The sequence below is a fragment of the Streptomyces rapamycinicus NRRL 5491 genome (assembly GCF_024298965.1).
Taxonomy (GTDB): Bacteria; Actinomycetota; Actinomycetes; order Streptomycetales; family Streptomycetaceae; genus Streptomyces; species Streptomyces rapamycinicus.
Genome location: NZ_CP085193.1, coordinates 6,603,799 through 6,622,373 on the forward strand (window position 1 = coordinate 6,603,799; position 18,575 = coordinate 6,622,373).

Annotated in this window: 19 protein-coding genes and 1 tRNA gene; 16 read left to right on the forward strand and 4 right to left on the reverse strand. The window is 71.2% G+C overall.

Going from position 1 to position 18,575, the window contains the following annotated elements; all coding sequences use genetic code 11:
• Nucleotides 1-10: 10 nt before the first annotated feature.
• Nucleotides 11-430 carry a hypothetical protein gene (locus LIV37_RS27895; RefSeq protein ID WP_020870433.1) on the reverse strand — a complete coding sequence of 140 codons (420 nt, stop codon included), beginning with the start codon at nucleotides 428-430 and terminating at the stop codon, nucleotides 11-13.
• A gap of 321 nt (nucleotides 431-751) precedes the next feature.
• On the reverse strand, nucleotides 752-1,888 hold the full coding sequence (locus LIV37_RS27900; protein WP_121825232.1) for an ABC transporter ATP-binding protein: 1,137 nt from the start codon (nucleotides 1,886-1,888) through the stop codon (nucleotides 752-754).
• A gap of 176 nt (nucleotides 1,889-2,064) precedes the next feature.
• On the opposite strand from LIV37_RS27900, the gene LIV37_RS27905 reads away from it, so the two are divergent.
• From LIV37_RS27905 to LIV37_RS27935, 7 genes are all read left to right on the forward strand, one after another.
• Nucleotides 2,065-2,137, forward strand: a tRNA-Thr gene (locus LIV37_RS27905).
• 497 nt (nucleotides 2,138-2,634) lie between these two features.
• Complete coding sequence (locus LIV37_RS27910; protein ID WP_014061570.1) at nucleotides 2,635-2,892, forward strand: LysR family transcriptional regulator; 258 nt, start codon at nucleotides 2,635-2,637, stop codon at nucleotides 2,890-2,892.
• A gap of 651 nt (nucleotides 2,893-3,543) precedes the next feature.
• Nucleotides 3,544-4,272, forward strand: coding sequence for a helix-turn-helix domain-containing protein (locus LIV37_RS27915; RefSeq protein ID WP_243146154.1), 729 nt, complete (start codon nucleotides 3,544-3,546; stop codon nucleotides 4,270-4,272).
• A 113-nt stretch (nucleotides 4,273-4,385) separates the two neighbouring features.
• Nucleotides 4,386-5,195, forward strand: a complete 810-nt coding sequence (locus LIV37_RS27920) for a helix-turn-helix domain-containing protein (protein ID WP_020870437.1) — start codon at nucleotides 4,386-4,388, stop codon at nucleotides 5,193-5,195.
• Between the two features lie 157 nt (nucleotides 5,196-5,352).
• Nucleotides 5,353-6,096 (forward strand): thioesterase II family protein, encoded by a 744-nt coding sequence (locus LIV37_RS27925; protein WP_121825230.1) that lies wholly within the window; start codon nucleotides 5,353-5,355, stop codon nucleotides 6,094-6,096.
• 4 nt (nucleotides 6,097-6,100) lie between these two features.
• On the forward strand, nucleotides 6,101-6,829 hold the full coding sequence (locus LIV37_RS27930) for an IclR family transcriptional regulator (RefSeq protein WP_121824425.1): 729 nt from the start codon (nucleotides 6,101-6,103) through the stop codon (nucleotides 6,827-6,829).
• Between the two features lie 85 nt (nucleotides 6,830-6,914).
• A complete protein-coding gene (locus LIV37_RS27935) occupies nucleotides 6,915-8,783 on the forward strand; it encodes an AfsR/SARP family transcriptional regulator (protein WP_020870440.1) in 1,869 nt (622 codons plus the stop codon).
• Nucleotides 8,784-8,950: 167 nt separating this feature from the next.
• Here LIV37_RS27935 and LIV37_RS27940 read toward each other — a convergent pair whose 3' ends face one another.
• Both LIV37_RS27940 and LIV37_RS27945 read right to left on the reverse strand, forming a co-directional pair.
• Nucleotides 8,951-9,226: a hypothetical protein gene (locus LIV37_RS27940; RefSeq protein WP_148717792.1), complete on the reverse strand. Its 276-nt coding sequence runs from the start codon at nucleotides 9,224-9,226 to the stop codon at nucleotides 8,951-8,953.
• Nucleotides 9,227-9,365: 139 nt separating this feature from the next.
• On the reverse strand, nucleotides 9,366-9,863 hold the full coding sequence (locus LIV37_RS27945) for a hypothetical protein (protein WP_020870442.1): 498 nt from the start codon (nucleotides 9,861-9,863) through the stop codon (nucleotides 9,366-9,368).
• A 579-nt stretch (nucleotides 9,864-10,442) separates the two neighbouring features.
• Here LIV37_RS27945 and LIV37_RS27950 point away from each other — a divergent pair.
• The 9 genes from LIV37_RS27950 to LIV37_RS27990 all read left to right on the forward strand — a co-directional run bounded on the left by LIV37_RS27950 (nucleotide 10,443) and on the right by LIV37_RS27990 (nucleotide 18,565).
• Nucleotides 10,443-10,694 carry an acyl carrier protein gene (locus LIV37_RS27950; RefSeq protein WP_020870443.1) on the forward strand — a complete coding sequence of 84 codons (252 nt, stop codon included), beginning with the start codon at nucleotides 10,443-10,445 and terminating at the stop codon, nucleotides 10,692-10,694.
• Nucleotides 10,695-10,748: 54 nt separating this feature from the next.
• The gene (locus LIV37_RS27955) at nucleotides 10,749-11,990 is read left to right on the forward strand and encodes a beta-ketoacyl-[acyl-carrier-protein] synthase family protein (RefSeq protein WP_020870444.1); all 1,242 of its coding nucleotides are present in this window, start codon (nucleotides 10,749-10,751) and stop codon (nucleotides 11,988-11,990) included.
• Nucleotides 11,991-12,280: 290 nt separating this feature from the next.
• Nucleotides 12,281-13,414, forward strand: coding sequence for a beta-ketoacyl-[acyl-carrier-protein] synthase family protein (locus tag LIV37_RS27960; protein ID WP_121825228.1), 1,134 nt, complete (start codon nucleotides 12,281-12,283; stop codon nucleotides 13,412-13,414).
• A complete protein-coding gene (locus LIV37_RS27965) occupies nucleotides 13,411-14,355 on the forward strand; it encodes a beta-ketoacyl synthase N-terminal-like domain-containing protein (RefSeq protein ID WP_020870446.1) in 945 nt (314 codons plus the stop codon). Before LIV37_RS27960 ends, LIV37_RS27965 begins: the two co-directional genes overlap by 4 nt.
• Entirely contained in the window at nucleotides 14,355-15,278 is a 924-nt protein-coding gene (locus LIV37_RS27970) for an alpha/beta fold hydrolase (protein WP_020870447.1), read from the forward strand. The genes LIV37_RS27965 and LIV37_RS27970 overlap by 1 nt, the downstream gene beginning before the upstream one ends.
• Nucleotides 15,275-16,294: a hypothetical protein gene (locus tag LIV37_RS27975; protein ID WP_020870448.1), complete on the forward strand. Its 1,020-nt coding sequence runs from the start codon at nucleotides 15,275-15,277 to the stop codon at nucleotides 16,292-16,294. Before LIV37_RS27970 ends, LIV37_RS27975 begins: the two co-directional genes overlap by 4 nt.
• Nucleotides 16,295-16,371: 77 nt before the next feature.
• The gene (locus tag LIV37_RS27980; RefSeq protein WP_121824424.1) at nucleotides 16,372-17,499 is read left to right on the forward strand and encodes a beta-ketoacyl synthase N-terminal-like domain-containing protein; all 1,128 of its coding nucleotides are present in this window, start codon (nucleotides 16,372-16,374) and stop codon (nucleotides 17,497-17,499) included.
• Entirely contained in the window at nucleotides 17,496-18,071 is a 576-nt protein-coding gene (locus LIV37_RS27985) for a 3-hydroxyacyl-ACP dehydratase FabZ family protein (RefSeq protein WP_243146153.1), read from the forward strand. Before LIV37_RS27980 ends, LIV37_RS27985 begins: the two co-directional genes overlap by 4 nt.
• Complete coding sequence (locus tag LIV37_RS27990) at nucleotides 18,071-18,565, forward strand: 3-hydroxyacyl-ACP dehydratase FabZ family protein (RefSeq protein ID WP_121824423.1); 495 nt, start codon at nucleotides 18,071-18,073, stop codon at nucleotides 18,563-18,565. Before LIV37_RS27985 ends, LIV37_RS27990 begins: the two co-directional genes overlap by 1 nt.
• Nucleotides 18,566-18,575 lie beyond the last annotated feature (10 nt).

The window sequence follows — 18,575 nt, forward strand, 5'->3', positions numbered from 1 at the left end:
GGGGGCGCGGTCAGCGGTACGCCTGGGTGGTCCCGGACGCGAACGAGGTGTCGCAGACGGGGCGTGCGTACGCCTGGGCGCGGCTCACACCGCCGTACTTGGCGACCGCGGCGCGGCCGAGCGCACGGGCGATGGAGGCGCAGTGCTTGGCGAGCGAGGGACGTTCGGCCGTCGCCACTTGGAGGTGGGTGAGCGCCACGGAGGGGTTCTTCTCCTGGAGCTCGGCGAGCAGCCGGTCGCGCAGCAGCTCATGCGGCGCCCGGTGGGTGGCGTGGGTGGACGCCCGGTCGGAGGAGGCGGTGAGGATCTGCGACTCGGCGCTCGGCGAGGCCCAGGGGACGCGGGTGACCGCGAGGGTGCCGGAGAGGACGAGCACGACGGGGAGGACGAGGGCGAGCGTTCTGCCGATGCGGCGGGCTGCGTGGTTCACGGGGTGGTTCCTCGCGGGTGGGTGGTACGGACTGGGTGGTACGGACTGGGCGGTACCCAGTGGGTGGTGCGGAACTGCGGTATGCGGTGATCGTAGCGAGGAGCGACGATATGGCGACATTCCGTCACCGTGCCGGGTGATGGAAACCCACTCCTGGCGTTCGGGAGGTTGACGCTCGGGGGCGAAATGCGCGGAATGTCGGGGAATTTATCGACAACGCAACACCGCGACGTACTCCCCGCCCACCCAACGCGACGGCGCCGCCCGTCCGCGGGAAGCGGACGAACGGCGCCGTCGGTACGAACTGACGGGCCAGCGGCCTCAGTCGCTGAGCCGCTCCCCGGACGAGGTCGAGAAGACGTGCGTCTCACCCGGCCGCGGCACGACGTGCAACTGCGCGCCCTTCTCCGGCACCTGGCGCCCGTTCACGCGGACGACCAGGTCCTTGACCTCGCCGCCGACCTCGGCGGTGCCGTAGACGTAGCCGTCGGCGCCGAGTTCCTCGACGACGTTGACGGTGACGGCGAGACCGGCCGGGGCGTCGTCGGAGGCCTTGGTGAGGCCCTTGGCGGCGTCGCCGTTCTGCTCGACCACGTCGAAGTGCTCGGGCCGGACGCCGACGGTGACCGTACGGTCGCCCTTGTCGGACGCGGCGCTCAGCGCCTCACGCGAGACCGGGACGACGCTGTTGCCGAACTTCACACCGCCGTCGGTGATGGGCACCTCGACCAGGTTCATCGCGGGCGAGCCGATGAAGCCCGCGACGAAGAGGTTGTTGGGCCGGTCGTACATGTTGCGCGGCGAGTCGACCTGCTGGAGCAGGCCGTCCTTCAGCACCGCCACCCGGTCGCCCATGGTCATGGCCTCGACCTGGTCGTGGGTGACGTACACCGTCGTGATGCCCAGCCGCCGCTGCAGGCTGGCGATCTGGGTACGCGTCTGCACACGCAGCTTGGCGTCCAGGTTGGACAGCGGCTCGTCCATGAGGAACACCTGCGGCTCCCGGACGATCGCCCGGCCCATCGCGACACGCTGCCGCTGACCACCGGACAGCGCCTTCGGCTTGCGCTCGAGGTACTCGGTGAGGTCGAGGATCTTCGCCGCGTCCTCGACCTTCTGCCGGATCTCGGTCTTGTTCACGCCGGCGATCTTGAGCGCGAAGCCCATGTTCTGGGCGACGGACATGTGCGGGTACAGCGCGTAGTTCTGGAACACCATGGCGATGTCCCGGTCCTTCGGCGGCAGATGGGTGACATCGCGGTCCCCGATCCGGATGGCCCCGCCGTTGACGTCCTCCAGCCCGGCGAGCATCCGCAGGGAGGTCGATTTCCCGCAGCCGGAGGGGCCGACGAGGACGAGGAACTCGCCGTCCTCGATGGAGATGTCGAGCTGGTCGACAGCGGGCTTCTCGGTGCCCGGGTACACCCGGGTTGCCTTGTCGTACGTGACCGTGGCCATGGTGATCTGTCCCTTCACCGGCAGGAACGTGCCGGACGATCCGAGTAAAGGAGGGGTCTAGTCCACCGGAGGTGGATTGGCGTGACGCTATACCGGCGAGGGCGGCCATGTCTCTAGCCAGGACCCGGGAATTTTCGAACGGATCACACCTCGGGGCCGGGTACACTGCAGGGGACGCCGACTTAGCTCAGCTGGTAGAGCACCGCTCTTGTAAAGCGAAGGTCGTCGGTTCGAACCCGACAGTCGGCTCTGAGCCCGAGCAGGGAAGAAGCCCCGGACGGTCTGCCCTCCGGGGCGTTTGCTATCTCACCCGACCGCTTCCGAGCCGTCCGCGACGTCATCGCGGCGCCGCCCGCGGAGCCTCCCGGCCGCCGGAACCGCTCGCCTTCTCCTTCTCGTCTCCTTCTCGGCCTCGTCTCCTTCTCGTCTCCTTCTTGTCCTGATCCTGCTCGGTTCGGTGGAGCCGCCACGGTGCGCCCATGGCCGGAGTTGCCCGGACCGCCCGCGCGGTGTGTGCGTGAACGCCGGGTGAACTTTCATCGGGGCCGGGTTCTTCACCTCCGGTGTTGCAGCATGTTCCGCTCTTGTGAAGTCTTCGCGGCCCGTCGCATTGCAGCTTCCTGCACCGGATGTTGCCTTCCAAGATTGAGTACGTTGATATGGTCTCGACGGATCAGATAACCCGTGCCTTCTCGGCGACGGGTTCTCGACGGCCATCGGAGGGTGGCCGCCGGACAGGGGGCAAAATGCATGAGCGGGAGTTCCGCGCTTTCGTTTCCATAGCTGAGATAGGACGCATGGATCAAGCGGCCAAGGCGCTCGGCTATTCACAACCGGCCATCAGTTACCAGATCAAGTGCCTGGAACAGATGCTGGGCACCAAGCTTTTCACCCGCGACTCCACCGGTGCCCAGCTCACCAGGGAAGGTCGCATGATTCTTCCGTCCGCACGGGCGGTGCTCGCGCTGATCGACAGCATGAAGGGCGTCTGCGCGGCGGCCTGACACATGCTGCAATCGCCACTTCGGTCCGACTTGTGGCGGCGGTCACCCAGGAATGAGGAACTCCTCATGTGAATGATCGCCACATGGATTTGGAGTGGTATGACCCGCTGGTTCGCGGCTTGTCGGGGTCATTCTCCGATTCCCTATGTTGGCTGGCAGTAACAGGACAGAAACAACCCGGGACACTCGCTGAAAGCCTCCTGACCGATGCGTACAGTGATGATCACCACGTCGGAGGCGGGGGAGCCCGGGGGCCGTACTGCAGCTAGCTGACAACTTCGGGGGTTCGCGCGGGGGGTCAAAGGGGGGCCGATAAGGGGAAGACCTGCCTACTCTTTCTGTGCCGACTCGGACGCGTTGACTGGCGTAGGAGTGGGAACTACTGTCGGCCGCGCATCGATAATTGAAGTGTTCCGCCTTTCAACCTTTGGCGACGGAACATACCTGACCATTCAGGGGGATGGTCACTCACTTCAACCTCCCAGCCGCCTCCCGGACCTACCGGTCCGATGTCCGCTGGTGATCGTTGTGTCATAACGGGGGTAAAGCGTGACAGGTTTGGCGATGGCGCCTGTTTCCGCGAGAGCGGGGGAACCGGCGGCGATAGGCGCGGCTTCGGGGCCTGGTGGTCCCGAACCGGGACGTGACGGTGTGGTGCAGGCACTGCTCCAGGCCCGTAAATTGATCGAATCGACAGTGAATCTGCACCGCCGCACCGTGGCCCGCCACGCCGTGGTGACGATGAAGGGGAATGACGCGGCTGTCGCGAACGCCGTGGAGGGGCTCGTCGACCGGGCCCGGCACGGCATCAGCATCGCGCTCCCCGCCGGCGGCGACCGGGCCGAGATCATGGTGTCGGCGCTGCGCCGGCTGACCGGGCCGGGCCATGAGCGTATTCCGGTGCGGCTGCTGTGCACTCCTGGTGCGCTCGCCGACCCCGCGACCCGGGCCGCCGTGGAAAGCGGTGTGAACACGCAGGTCAAGGTGGTCGACGCGGTCATGGAGATGCTGATCGTGGACGGCAGCGTGGCCATGGTCCGGTCCTCCGTGGAGCGCGGGGGAGGGGACGTGGTGTCGGTCATCGAGGACACGGCGTCCGTCCGGGCCCTGGATCTGCTGTTCGCCGGTGCGTGGTCGGGCGCGGTGCGCCTCGCGGAGCACCGCTGGATCAGCGAGCGGCTGCGGACCGAGTCCGCCCGGCGCATCCTGGAACGGCTCTGCAAGGGTTACACCGACGATGTCGCGGCTCGCGAGGTCGAGGTGTCGTTACGCACCTACCGGCGCCATGTCGCGGAGATCATGCGGGCGCTGGGGGCCAGTTCCCGGTTCCAGGCGGGGGTGCGGGCGGTCGAGCTGGGCCTGCTGTCGACGGCCGACTGACCCGGGGAGCGACGCGGTGCGGGGCGTCCCGTGCCATGGGCGGACACGAGTGGGTGTTCCGCGGTTGATACGCGATGAGAACTCACGCGGGGGTGAGTGGTGTGCCATCCGGGGTGCCCGAGAGCTCTTCGGGCAGCAGCCGTCGAGAGGTCGACCTCGTTCCGGTCGAGGCCTCCGATGAATTCGAACGGGAGCTGCTGGAAGTCAGCGCGCTCCTCGCGTCCACGGTGGACAGACGACGTAATCAGCTGCACCGCGACGCCATGGTGGACGTCATCGACGCCCATGAGGACGCCGTCGAGACGGCGGCGCGGCTGGTCACGGATGCGGCCGAGCACATCGACGTGGTGCTCGCCGCGGAGCCCGCGTACTCCGAGGCGGTCCACGGCGCCCTGACCGCGCTGCTGTCCGGTACGGCGCGGAACACCTCCCGGGTGCGGCTGCTGTGCACGCCCTCGACGCTCGACTGGCGGTTCGTCTCGGCGCATGCCGCCGAACCGCGGATACGGACCCGGGTGGCCCGGATCCCCGCGCTGGTGGCCGTGATCGCCGACAACGAGCACGCGCTGGTGTGCGCCGCGTCGGTGTCCGGCCGCCGGGCCTCGGTGGTCCGCGCGCCCGGTGTCATCCAGCCGCTGGTCGCGCTGTTCGACGGGGTGTGGCGCAACGCGGTCGAGGTCTCCGACCGCATCGAATTCGGCGACAAGACGCGGGCGGATATCGCACAGCAGATACTCGAGCGGCTGCGGGCCGGGGTGACCGACGAGGTCGCGGCTCGGGAACTCGCGATGTCAGTGCGTACCTACCGAAGATATGTCGCGGAGATCATGGCATTACTCGGGGCGAATTCACGATTTCAGGCCGGGGTGCGCGCCGCGGAACTCGGTCTGCTCATCTCGCAATCCGCCGGCGAGCGACGGTGACCAGCCATCGCATTCTTTTCAGCGGCCCAATGGCAGCTTCCTGACCGGCCGTTGCCCGGTGCATCGGGGCGCGGCTAGAACTGGCCGCAAGGAATGCGGGCGGGTCACCAGGGCGACGGGGGATCGGCCGACGATGACGAGGAGGTGCGTGGAGAAGATGGCCGTCGGCATCGACAGCAAGTGGTTCCGCAGATACGGGACCGGGGCGGCGCCGCGCAGGCGGCTGGTCTGCCTGCCGCACGCGGGGGGATCCGCCGGGTTCTTCCACGGCTGGGGGACCGCCTTCGACTACGGGGTGGAAGTGCTCGCCACGCGCTATCCGGGCCGCCAGGAGCGGCTCGTCGAGCCGGGCATCGACCGCATCGAGGACCTCGCGGACGAGGTCACCGCGGCGCTGCTGCCCTTCGCGGACGTGCCGTTGACCCTCTTCGGCCACAGCATGGGCGCGTCCGTGGGGTACGAGGTCGCGCTGCGGCTGGAGGGCCGGTACGGCATCCGCCCGCAGGCGCTCTTCGTCTCCAGCCGGAAGGCGCCGCACGAGCTGACGCCCCGGACCACCTACCTGGACGGCGACGAGGCGCTGCTGGAGGAGGTGCGGGGGCTCGGCGGTACGGACGGCGAGCTGCTGGACGACCCGGATCTGCGCGAGCTGGTGCTGCCCGCGCTCCGGGCGGACTTCAAGGCGGTCGGGACGTACGGCCCCCGTACCGCGGTGCCGGTCGGCTGCCCGGTGGTGGCCCATGTCGGGGACGGCGACCCGCACATCACCGCGGAGGACATGGCCGCCTGGGGCGAGGTGGCACCGGCGGGCTTCGAACTGCGGGTGCTGCCGGGGCACCACTTCTACCTGGTGGAGCAGCGCGACGCCGTCGTCCGCGCGCTCGCCGCGCATCTGGGCTGACCTCATGGCCCACTCGACGATGACCTCACCGCCGCCGATGAGCGGAGTGGGCGTGCTCGACAAGGCGTCGCTGCTGCTGGGCGTGTTGGAGAGCGGCCCCGCCACGCTGGCCCGGCTGGTCTCCGACACCGGTCTGAAACGGCCCACCGTGCACCGGCTGGTGGTGGCCCTGGAGCGGCTGAGGCTGGTCGCCCGCGACGGGCAGGGGCGCTTCGCCCTCGGCCCCCGGCTGGGCGACATGGTCGTCGAGGCGCGCCAAGACCGGCTGAAGGCCCAGGCGGGCCCGGTGCTCGCGCAGGTGAGCGCCCGGACCGGGACGAGCGCCCGGCTCCACCGGCGCCGCGGCCGGATGCGGGTCTGTGTGGCCTCCTCCGAGGTGCTGGGCGGTGAGCCGATGCCGGTGGGCACCGCGTTTCCCATGAAGTCCGGGGCGGTGGCCCAGGTGCTGCTCGCGTGGGAGGAACCCGAGGTGCTGTACGAGGCGCTGCGCGGGGCCCGGTTCAGCGCGGCCGTGCTCTCCGGCGTACGGCGGCGGGGCTGGGCCCAGAGCGTCGGGGGCTGGGAGCCGGACATGGCGACCGTGTCGGCGCCGGTGCGCTCCCCGGAGGGGCGGGTGGTCGCGGCGCTGTCGCTCTCCGGGCCGATCAGCCGGGTGAGCCGCAGTCCGGGGCATCAGCTCGGCTGTGAGGCGATCGACGCGGCGGTGCGGATCGCCGAGTTGTCAGGTAACTGACGTCTCGCTGACGGCGGGGCGGGGTGGGACGAACGAGGGCGGGGGTGGTCGGACCGAACGACACCGAGGCCGTGGGGAGGCAGCTGTGCGGCAGGTGGAGTTCGGGATCCTCGGGCCGGTGGAGGTGCGCGTGGACGGGCTGCTGCTGCCCGTCGACGGCGCCAAACAGCGGACCGTACTGGCCGCTCTGCTGCTGTCCGGTGGCCGGGTGGTCTCGGACGACCGGCTCAGCGAGCTGCTGTGGGGGCGCAATCCGCCGGTCACGATGACCGCGCAGCTCTACACCCATATCTCGCGGCTGCGGAAGCGCTGCGCCCCCTGGCTCCAGCTGGCCCGCCGGGGCCCGGGGTACGCCATGGACCACAGCGGGGCCCGGTTCGACTGGGAGGAGTTCCAGCGCCTCGCCGAGCAGGGGCGCGGTGAACTCGCCGACGGCCGGTACGGGGACGCCGCCGAGCGGCTGCACACCGCCCTGGCGCTGTGGCGGGGGCCCGCCCTGTCGGATGTGACCGGCTTCCTGGAGGAGACGGAGCTGCCGCGGCTGGAGGAGGCCCGGATCAGCGCGGTGGAGCACCGCATCGACGCGGAGCTGGCGCTGGGCAGGCACGCCCGGTCCGTACCCGAACTGACCCGGCTGGTGGCCGAGCATCCGCTCCGGGAGGGTTTACGCGGACAGTTGATGACCGCCCTGTACCGGTGTGACCGGCGGGCGGACGCGCTGGCGGTCTACGAGCGCGGACGGCGGGTGCTGCGCGACGAGCTCGGGATGGATCCCGGCGCGGGGCTGCGCCACGTCCACCACGGGGTGCTGCGCGGCGATCTGCCCGGTCCCGCCGCCCCGGAGCCGGTCCGGGTGCGGCTGCACAAGGCGGGGCGGGCGGGCGCCGCCGGGCCCGAGCCGATGGCCGGGGACATCTGGGCCGGCCTGATGCCCGCCATGCTGCCGACCGACATCGCCGATCTGAGCGGGCGCGCCGAGCAGCTCGCGATCGTGTCGGACGGGCTGCGAGCCCCCGGGCGCGGCGGGGCGACGGTGCTGACCGGCGCTCCGGGGACGGGCACCTCGGCGCTGGCGGTGCACGCCGCGCACCGGTGCCGTGCGGACTTTCCGCACGGGCAGCTGTACGCCGACCTGAGGGAGGAGGACGGCGGGCCCAAGGATCCGCTGGATGTGCTCGGCTGGTTCCTGCGGGCGCTCGGTGTCGGCCGTCACGATCTGCCCGCCGCGCTGGACGAACGGGCGCAGCTGTACCGCAGCCGGCTGGCCGGCCGCCGGGCGCTGGTGGTGCTGGACAACGCGGTCGAGGACCGGCAGGTGCGCCCGCTGCTGGTGAACGGCGACGGCTGCCGCACGCTGATCACCGGTCACTCCTCGCTCACCTCGGTGGAGGGGGTGCGCCTGGTGCGGCTCGATCCGCTGGACGCCGCGGAGGGGCGGCTGCTGCTGGCGGCACTCGCGGGGCCCGGGAGGGTGGCGGCGGAGCCGGACGCGGCCGACCGGATCGTGGCGCGGTGCGACGGGCTCCCACTGGCGCTGCGGATCTGCGCGGCGCGGCTGGCGGCCTATCCGCAGTGGCGGCTGGCGCATCTGGCGGACCGGCTGGCGCACGCGGAGCGGCGGCTGGGCGAGCTGTCCCTGGGCAGCCTCGACGTGCGGGCGACCCTGAGCCGTTGTCACGCCCGGCTGGCGCCGACGGCCCGGTACGCGTTCCGGGCGCTGGCGTACCGGGACGAGGGCTCCGCGTTCACGGCGCGTCAGGCGGCCGTGGAACTGCGGTGGCCGGAGGGGCGGGCCGAGGACGTACTGGAGTCGATCTCGGAGGTCCGCCTGCTGGACATCATCGCCGACGGGGACCAACTGCGGTACCGGTACCGCCCGTTGGTGTGGCTGTTCGCCCGTGAGCAGCGGGGCCGCGGACCGGGGCCGCAGCCGCCGCCGGGCGGTACGGGCTGATCCGGCCGGGCCTCCGGGACTGATCCGGCCGGGCCTCCGGGACTGATCCCGACCGGTCCCCGGGGGCCGAGCGGCTCCGGGCGGAACGGGCCGGGCCCCGGCGCTCCTTGGCGGGCCCCGGGCCCCGGCCGATCCGGTTCAGGACGCCTCGCCCCGGCCGATCCGGTTCAAGACGCCTCGGGCGCGTCCGCGATGGTGCTGTGGACGGCGTTGATGAGCATGGCCACCAGGCTGGCCCAGCGGGCGCCCGCGTCGCTCATCAGCGACTGCCGGGGCCCGATGTACTCGGCGTACTCCGTGCGGTGCGGGTCGAGCGCCAACTCCTCGACGACCGCGGCGAACTCCGCCGGATCGTCCAGGTCCCGGCGTTCCAGGTGCTGGAGCCAGGCCGTGAAATCGAGTTCCACTCCGGCCGGAATCTCAGTGGTCGATACGTTTTCCACTGCACCTCCCTGGTCTGTGCGGACCGGCATCCATGTCCGCGGGACCAGCATGGAATGCCCGCCTATGGCCGTCCTATTCCAGTGGAGGTCCGTGACTATAGGCCGGTGATAGACGGACCGGTGGGCCTACGGCGTCCGGCTAGACGCGGGGGAAACGGGCCTGCAGATTCCAGATGGCGGTGTTGTCCGCGAGCTCTTCGTGCAGATCCGTCAGATCCGCGATCAGATCGTGCAGGAAGTCCCGGGCCTCGCGGCGCAGTGCGGCATGGGAGAAATTCAGCGGTGGATCCGTGGCCGGTGCCCAGTCGGCGGTGATGTCCACCCATCCGAAGCGCCGCTCGAAGCGCATCCGGTCGGTGGATTCGGTGAAGTCCAGTTCCGCGTGGACGGGGGTGGCGGAGCGGCTGCCGCGCGGATCCCGGTCGAGCAGTTCGACGATGTCGCACAGCGCCCAGGCGAAGTCCAGCACCGGCACCCATCCCCAGGCTGTGGACAGTTCGCGGCCGCTCGATGTGTCCGCCAGGTGGACATCGCCGCAGAACAGGTCGTGGCGCAGGGCCTGGACAGGGGCGCCCCGGTAGTCCGTCCGTGAGGGGTCCGGGAAGCGGTGGGAGAGGGAGTAGCCGAGCTCGATCACCGACCGATGGTGTCATGGTGTCCCGCCGGCCCGCGGCGGGGGCAGCCCCTAGGCGCTGGCACCTTCCTGTTAGCGCCATTGTGGAAGATCAACGGACTCGGATAGAAATCCAGTCAGTTGACGGAACACCCCGTGTCCGCGAAGTGGACGGCGGGAGATCCGACTCCGGCGGTGGTCATCCCCCGAACGACCGCCGGTGCCTCCCCTCGGCGCGCCCGCGGTGCTCCGCGCACCCGCCGCGGCATGCCGGGAGGAGGAGGTCAGGGGCTCGGACCCACTGTGCGAACCATCCACGGGACCGGGCCCCTGATCAGGGGACGGCGGCGGACGAGAACGATTCGCTGGCAGCTTCCTGTACCGGCTGTTGCGCGGTACCGGCCGCGCGGATAGTTCTGGTGGGAAGCGCCGATAAATAACCGCCGAGGAGCGGGAATCCGGGTAGCGGGCAGGTCTGCCGACCGGGATGTGGCAGCTTTATGCAGTGGGCATTGCGCGGTATCGCGGGGTGCCATAGAAAGATCCGAGTCCAAAATGGAAACGGCCTGTGGGTCGGCCTTGTTCGAAAGTGGGGGATCCATCATGAGTTCGGTACACGAGGAGCGGGTGCAGAAGATCAAGGAGATCGTCTGCGATGTTCTGGAGATCGAAGAGGACGAGGTTATCGAGACCAGCCTCTTCAAGGAGGACCACTCGGCTGACTCGCTGCGTTCCATCGAAATTCTCGCGAATCTCGAGAAGGAATTCCACGTCACCATCGACCAGTCGGAACTCCCCCGGATGGTGCACCTCAAGGGCGTCTACGAGGTAGTCGCCGAGTCCGCCGGCTGGTAAAGCGGCGCTTTCCTATCTGCGGACACGGCCGGAACAGCGGACGGAGGGGTCGGGATGGCGGAGTCGGGGCATGCGAACCCGCGAAGAGTGGTGATCACCGGTCTCGGTGTGGTCTCCAGTATCGGTATGGGCGTCGAGGAGTTCCGGCGGGGACTGCGCGCCGGAAGCAGCGGGGCCAAGCCGATCACGGTGTTCGACGTCGAGGGGTTCGACCACGCGAACGGCTGTGAGGTGGAGGACTTCGACCCCGAGCGGTGGATACGCCACCTCGCGGTCGAGCACCTCGGCCGGGCGACGCAGTACTCGGTCGCCGCGGCCCGGATGGCGATCGAGGACGCGGGGGTGTCCATCGGCGACTGGCGGTCGCTGCCGGGGCTGATCTCCATCGGGACCACCGACGGTGAATCGAGGGACCTGGACCACCTGGTCGAGGCCGAGATCACGCACGGTCCCGAGCACATGCCGCCCGAACTCGCCCGCCGCGTTCCGGCCGGCCGCCTGTCGGCGGCCATCGCGCAGGAACTGCAGCTGTCCGATGTGGAGGCGGTGACGATTCCGACCGCCTGCGCGGCCGGCAACTACGCCCTGGGCTACGGCTATGACGCGGTCCGCTCCGGGGACGCGGAGTACGCGCTGTGCGGTGGCGCCGACGCGATGTGCCGCAAGACGTTCTCCGGTTTCTACCGGCTGGGCACCATCGCGCCGGACCGGTGCCGCCCGTTCGACGTCGACCGCAAGGGCATCCTCACCGGTGAGGGCGCCGGGGTGCTGGTCCTGGAGAGCCTGGAGTCCGCGCTTGCCCGTGGCGCCCGGATCTACGCCGAGGTGCTCGGGTACGGCCTGAACTGCGACGCCTACCACCAGGTGGCGCCGAACCAGGACAGCGTCGGCCGGTGCATGCAGCTGGCCCTGGAGAACGCCGGGGTCAAGGCCGACCAGGTGGACCTCATCTCCGCCCACGGCACCGGCACCAAGGCCAACGACGTCACCGAGGCACGCGCCATCCGCGAGGTCTTCGGCAGCCGTCCTCCCAGGACCATCTCGATGAAGTCGATGATCGGCCACACCATGGGCGCCGCCAGCGCGCTGTCGGCCATCGGCTGCGCCCTGGCGATCACCGAGAAGTTCATTCCGCCGACCATCAACCACACCACCACCGACCCCGAGTGCGATGTGGACTGCGTGCCCAATGTGGCGATCGAGGCGGAGCTGAAGGTCGTACAGAACAACGGCCTCGCCTTCGGCGGCAACAACGCGGTGGTGCTGCTCGGCCGGTACGACGGGGTGCCGGCATGAGTCGGGCGGTGACCGGCGCGGAGACCGGGACCGGTATGGGTGCCGTGGCCGGGTTGGGCGGTCGGGGTGTTGGCATGAGTCGGGCGGTGACCGGCGCGGGGGCCGGGACCGGTATGGGTGCCGTGGCCGGGTTGGGCGGTCGGGGTGCCGGCATGAGTCGGGCGGTGACCGGCGCGGAGACCGGGACCGGTATGGGTGCCGTGGCCGGGTTGGGCGGTCGGGGTGCCCGCATGAGTCGGGCGGTGACCAGCACGGGGGCCGGGATCGGGTTGGGCGGTCGGGGTGCCCGCATGAGTTGGGCGGTGACCGGTATGGGTGCCGTGGCCGGGCTGGGCGGGGATGTCGACGAGCTCTTCCGCAACCTGTGCGCCGGCCGCTCCGGAGTGGCCGAGCTGCGCGGCTTCGACCACTCCCGGCACACGGCCCGCCACGCGTACGAGGTGGACAACCGCCCCGCACCCGGGGTGGACGTCACCCGGCGGGCGACCGGACTGCTGCTGGACGCGGTCGGCCAGGCGGTCCGTGACGCGGGCCTCGACGACAGCGATCTGAGCGGGGTGCCGGTCCTGGTCGGCACCGGGCTGCGCGAGCTGCGCTCGGTGGAGCTGTGGCGCACCCAGGGCGCCGAATTCCCGGCCTCCGAACTCCACTTCGGCACCGCGCTGCGCGAGGCGTTCCGGGCCGATGACACCCACACCCTGTCCAACGCGTGCTCGGCCGGGCTGTACGCCCTGGCGCTGGGCGTGGACCTGCTGGCGCAGGGGGCGGACACGGTGGTCGTGGCCGGGGTCGATGTGCTCACCGAGACCATGTACGGCCTGCTGGAGCGGGTACAGCCGGTGCCCCCGACCCGGGTGCGGCCGTTCGACCGCGACCGGGACGGCGTCCTGATGGGCGAGGGCGCGGCGGCGGTCGTGCTCACCCGGGTCCCCGGCGGACGTCCGGTGCACGGCCTGGTCCGGGACGTCGCGGTCAACTGCGACGCCTTCCATGTGACGGCGCCCGACCCGGCCGGTATCGCCGAGGCGATCAGGGAGGCGCACACCCGGGGCGGGGTGAAGCCCGCGGACATCGACCTGTTGATGGTGCACGGCACCGGGACGCTGCTCAACGACGAGGCGGAGGCGACCGCGCTCGCGGACGTCTTCGGGCCGGACCGGGACAAGCCCCTGGTGACCGCCACCAAGTCGATGACCGGGCACACCTCCGGCGCCTCCGGGCTGCTCAACCTGGTGGTCACCCTTCGCTGCCTCGCCGAGGGGCGGGTGCCGCCGACCGTGGGCCTGGACGACCCGGTGGACGAGGCGGCCGGATTCCGCTTCGTCACCGGCGAGGCGGCGCACCGGCCGCTGACCGTGGCGCAGTTGAACGCATTCGGCTTCGGCGGCATCAACGCCGTCGCGATCCTGGAGGCGGCCCGATGACCGTGGTGGTGAGCGGGGTCGGCGTGGTGCTGCCCCGCGCGAGGTCGGCACCGGAGCTGATGGCACCGGCGGCGGGCGCCGTGCCGGTCGAGCCGAAGGACCTGGTCGGCCGGAAGGGCCTGCGGTACAAGGACCGGGCCACCCAACTCGCCTACTGCGCGGCCGACGCGGCCCTGCGGAACGCCGGTCTGCTGGACGACGGTGGCCTGCGCGTCCCCGGCGGAAGCGTCGCGATGGTCGCGAGCTCCAACTACGGCAATCTCGACACCATCTGCCGGGCGATCGACACCATCGCCGAGCACACGGCGGCGGCGGGCAGCGCCATGGACCTGCCGAACGCCTCGAGCAATGTCATCGCCTCCTCCGTCGCCATCCGCTTCGGGCTGCGCGGCCCCAACCTGATGCTGTGCAACGGCGCCACCTCCGGGCTGGACGCCGTCCACTGGGCGGCCACGCTGATCCGCGGCGGCCGGGCCTCCCGGGCGCTGGTCCTCGGCGTCGAACCCGACAACGAGTCCGTGCGCGCCTTCACCGGCGGATCGCGGACCATCGACGGGGCGGCGGCGCTGGTGGTGGAGAGCGAGGAATCGGCCGCCGAACGGGGAGCGAGCGCGCCCGCCGTTCTCGGCGACTACGTCCGGGGCGCCGGACTGGGCCGCACTCTGGAACGGCTGGCCGAGACAACCGGCGACCGGCCGGCGCTGTGGCAATTGCCCGAACGGCGGGCGGCCGCCGTGCCGGACACCCTGCTGGAGGGCGTCCCCCGGCACGACCTGGGTGAGGTCTTCGGCCTGGGCTCGGGCGCGCTGGGAGTGCTCCAGTGCGCCGCGGCCGTCGGCTGGTTCGCCCGGGGCGGAGCCGGTCCGGTGTACGCCACGGCGGGCACCGACGCCGACGACGCCAGTGCGGGCATCGCGCTGCGCGGGCGGGCAGCGGCCTGATGTCCGCCGGTGACCGCCTCGTGCGGGGACTCGCCCAGGAGGACGGTGGGCCCGCCGAGGCGTCCGCGCGGGGCGACAAGGAGAGCCCCGTGGTCGTGACCCGGCGTGCCCCGGGCGACCCCGGGCGGGGCCGGGTGCTCTTCCTGCACGGACTGTCCAACAGCAGCACGGTGTGGGACGCCTGCGTCGAGCACGGCCGGCGGTCCGGCGGGCCCGAGATGTGGGCCGCCGACCTGCCCTGGCGGGGCCGGAGCGTCGCCGGGTGGAGCGCCCGTGGCGATCTCGTGCCGTACCTGGGCGACGCCCTGCGCGCGGTGCCGGGCGGCGCCGCCGTGGTGGTCGCCCACTCGATGGGCGCGAACGTCCTGATGGAGTTCCTGGGCCGCCGGATCGAGGAGGGCCTGGACCCGTTCGCCGAGTTCGGTATCCACGGCCTGGTGCTGGTGGCCCCGTTCTACCGGCGCACGGCCGAGGAGTTCGACTGGGCGAGCCTGGCGCACTCCGTGGACAACATGGCCCCGCTGATCGCCGAGGGCATCCGGGTGCACGCCGGGGACCGGGTCCCCCGGGCGGCCCGCCACCACCTCGCGGAACGCATCCGGGACTGGGTCGGCCCCTACGGCTGGATGCGGTTCTTCGAGATCTATCTGCGCACCCCCGCCCTGCGGCTGGGAGGGTTCACCGTGCCGTGCCTCGTCCTCGCCGGTGCGGACGACTTCGCCGCGCCGCCGGCCGAGGGCCGCGCGCTCGCGGACGGCCTCCCGGACGCCGAGTTCCGCCTGCTGCCCGACTGCGGGCACTTCCTGATGATCGAGCGGGCCCGGCAGTTCGCCGCCCTGCTCGACCGCTTCGTCAGCACCTGTTCGGCCGTCCGTCCGCACGGCGGTCCCGGCCCCGGATTCCCATGGGAGCACGATCGATGACCACAGTGGCCGAAGGCGCCGTCAAGAGGCTGCTCACCAGCGAGACGACCGCGTCGCTGCGCACCCGGTACGAGGGCTCCAACATCTGCACCTGGATCGGGTTCAAGCACATCAACTACCTGGTCGAGGAGGCCATCCTCTGCCACTTCGCCGATGCGGACCTGCCGGCGCGGGCGCTGTACGCGGAATCCGGCCTCGGCGTGGACATCGTCGACCTCGACACCCGGATCCTGCACGCCCTCTACATGGACGAGACGGTCCAGGCGCGGGTGGTGCCGACGGCCGGGGACGACGACTCCTTCATCTCCTTCACGGTGTCCCTGCACGCCGACCGGGACGGCGCGGACACCAAGGTGGTGGGCGCCAACGCCAAGGTGGTGCTGCGCTCGGACAGCTATGTCGAGGCGGCCGGTGAACCGCCCGCCGAGCTCGCCCGGTTCGTCACCGACCGGCTGAGCACCCCCGGCGCCGTCGCCCCCGAACCGCCGGAGCTGACCGGCGCCGACCTCACGGCCGTCACCACCTCGCTGTCGGCCGGCCGCGGCACCTCCGGCCCCGACCCGGTGCTCGACCTGCTGACCTCGGGGAAGAACGCGTTCGGCTGGAAGTGGCGGATCCCCTACCCGTACTGCCACTTCTCGGAGCGGCTCCAGATGTCCAGCTATCTGCGGCAGATGGAGGAGGTCGTGGACCTCTTCCTCGCCGACCGGGGCATCTCGGTGAAGACCCTGCTGGACGAGCGCCGGTGGATCCCCGCCTGCCCGCACTCCAGGATCCAGATCCTGGACGAGGCGCTGATGGAGGAGGACCTCTACACGGTCTACACCGTCGAGAACGTCTTCAAGGACTTCACCTACACCTCCCGCATGGACTGCTATGTGGTGCGCGACGGCAGGCTGGTGCCGACCGCGACCGGCAAGGTCATCCATGGCTACGCCCTGATCGAGAACCGGCGGGACTGGAACCTGATCAACTTCGACGAGCGCGTCTCCAAGGCGCTGCGCGGCGAATCCTGACCGACGACGGCGACGGAGCGACGGGGAGCAGACATGACTGGCGGCACAGTTCGTGTGAATCGACCGACGGAGCAGACATGAGTGGCGGCACAGCTCTTGTGAATCGACCGGTCATCACGGCCTGGTCGGCGGTATCGCCCTTCGGGATCGGCCGCGCGGCCTTCACCGAGGGGATCAGGGAACGCCGGCCCGCGGCGGCCGGGCTCGACGACGAGCGGTGGCAGGCGGCCGGGGACCGCGCCTGTCTGGTGCCCGACTTCGACCTGCGCACGGTGCTCGGGAAGAAGGGGGTCCGCTCCATGGACCGGGTGACCGGCCTCGCGGTCACCACGGTCGCCCGGCTGCTCGACGACGCGCCGCGCAACCGGTGGGTGGCCACCGGCGAGGACGCCGCCCTCGTCCTGGGCACCACCACCGGCAGTGTGCAGAGCCAGATGGACTTCACCCGGGACTCGCTCACCGGGGAGAAGCCGTATCTGGTGGACCCGGCGCGCTTCCCCAACGCCGTCATGAACTGCGCCGCGGGGCAGAGCGCGATCTGGCACCAGCTCAAGGGGCCGAACACCACGATCGCCGGTGGCCACGCGGCGGGTCTTTACGCCCTCAACTACGCGCGCCGGCTGCTCACCTTCGGCCGGGCCAGGACCGTGCTGTGCGGTGCGGTCGAGGAGTTCTCGCACGCCCGCTCCTGGCTGGAGCGGCACGCACACCGGCCGGGCACCGAGGGACCCGCGCAACTGCCCGGTGAGGGCTGCGGACTGCTGCTGGTGGAACAGCGCGGCCCCGGCGCGCGGGACGACGCCGAGCAGCCGGTGCTGGCGGAGATCCTCGCGGTGGAGATGGGCATCGCCCTGGACGGCGGGGTCCGCCCCGCGCTGGCGTCCTGTCTGCGCCGGGCCCTGGACCGCGCGGGGGTGCGCCCGGAGGAGATCTGGGCGGTCTCCACCAGTGAGGCGCCCGGCCCGTCCGGGGAGCAGGAGCGGGCCGCCGTGGCGGAGGCCGCCGAGGGAGCGGACCCCGTCCACCTCACTCAGGCCGCGCTCATCGGGGACACCGGGGCCGCGGCGGCGGCGTTCCAGATCGCCGGGGTGCTGGTGCACGCCGAAACCACCCCCGAGGCCGCCGGCCGGGTGGCGCTGGTGACCTCCGTCGACCGTGACGGCGCGGTCGGCTGCGCCCTGCTGCGCCTGGCCGGTCCGCGATGAGTACCCGGCCGAGCAGTCCGATCGCCGCGCGGGTGGAGGTCATCCGTCCGGCCGCCGCCGACAGCCGGGGCAAGGTGCGCGCGGTGACGGCCGTCACGGTGGGCGAGGACGAGGCGGTCTTCCCCGGGCACTACCCGGGCTTCCCCATCTTCCCCGGGGTCTGCGTGATCGAGTGCGTGCACCTCAGCGGTCTGCGGACCCCTCCGCCGGGTACGGCCGGTCTGGAACTGGTGGCGGTGGAGAGCACGCGGTTCCTCAGGCCGGTCTTCCCGGGCGACCGGCTGGAGGTGGACCTGGTGTGGACCGGTGGGTCCGGGGCATGGCGGTGCGCCGCCAAGGTGGCCACCGAGCGCGGTGCCGCCGCCCAGGTCAGACTGCGGTTCACGGGCGAGGAGGAGCCCACCGAGCGCGGTGCCGCCGCCCAGGTCAGACTGCGGTTCACGGGCGAGGAGGAGCCCACCGAGCGCGGTGCCGCCGCCCAGGTCAGACTGCGGTTCACGGGCGAGGAGGAGCCCACCGAGCGCGGTGCCGCCGCCCAGGTCAGACTGCGGTTCACGGGCGAGGAGGCGTGATGATCGGTCAGTTCGAGATCAGGAAGGTGCTGCCGCACCGGTTCCCGATGCTGCTGCTGGACCGGGTGACCGAAGTGGTCCCGGGGCAGCGGGTGACCGCCGTGAAGGCCGTGACCTGCAATGAGCCCTGGTACCAGGGGCTCGGACCGGACGCGGCGGCGGAGTCCTACGCCTATCCGCGGGTGCTGCTGCTGGAGTCCTGGTGCCAGTCGGCCGGGCTGCTGGCCACCTGGGATTCACCGGATCCCGATGTGCTCGAGGGCCAGGTGATGCTCTTCGGAAGCGTGTCCGGGGTCGAGTACCACCGGCCGGTGCTGCCGGGGGACGTACTGGAACACCGGGCGTCCATCACCCGGGTGGTGGACGACACCGTGATCATCGAGGGCGGTTCCACGGTGGCCGGTGAGCCCGCTCTGACCGTCGGCCTCGCGGTGCTGGCCTTCCGCCCGGCCGGGGAACTGCGGCCCGGGGACCCCGCCCCCGCCCTCGCCTGACCCCCGGCAA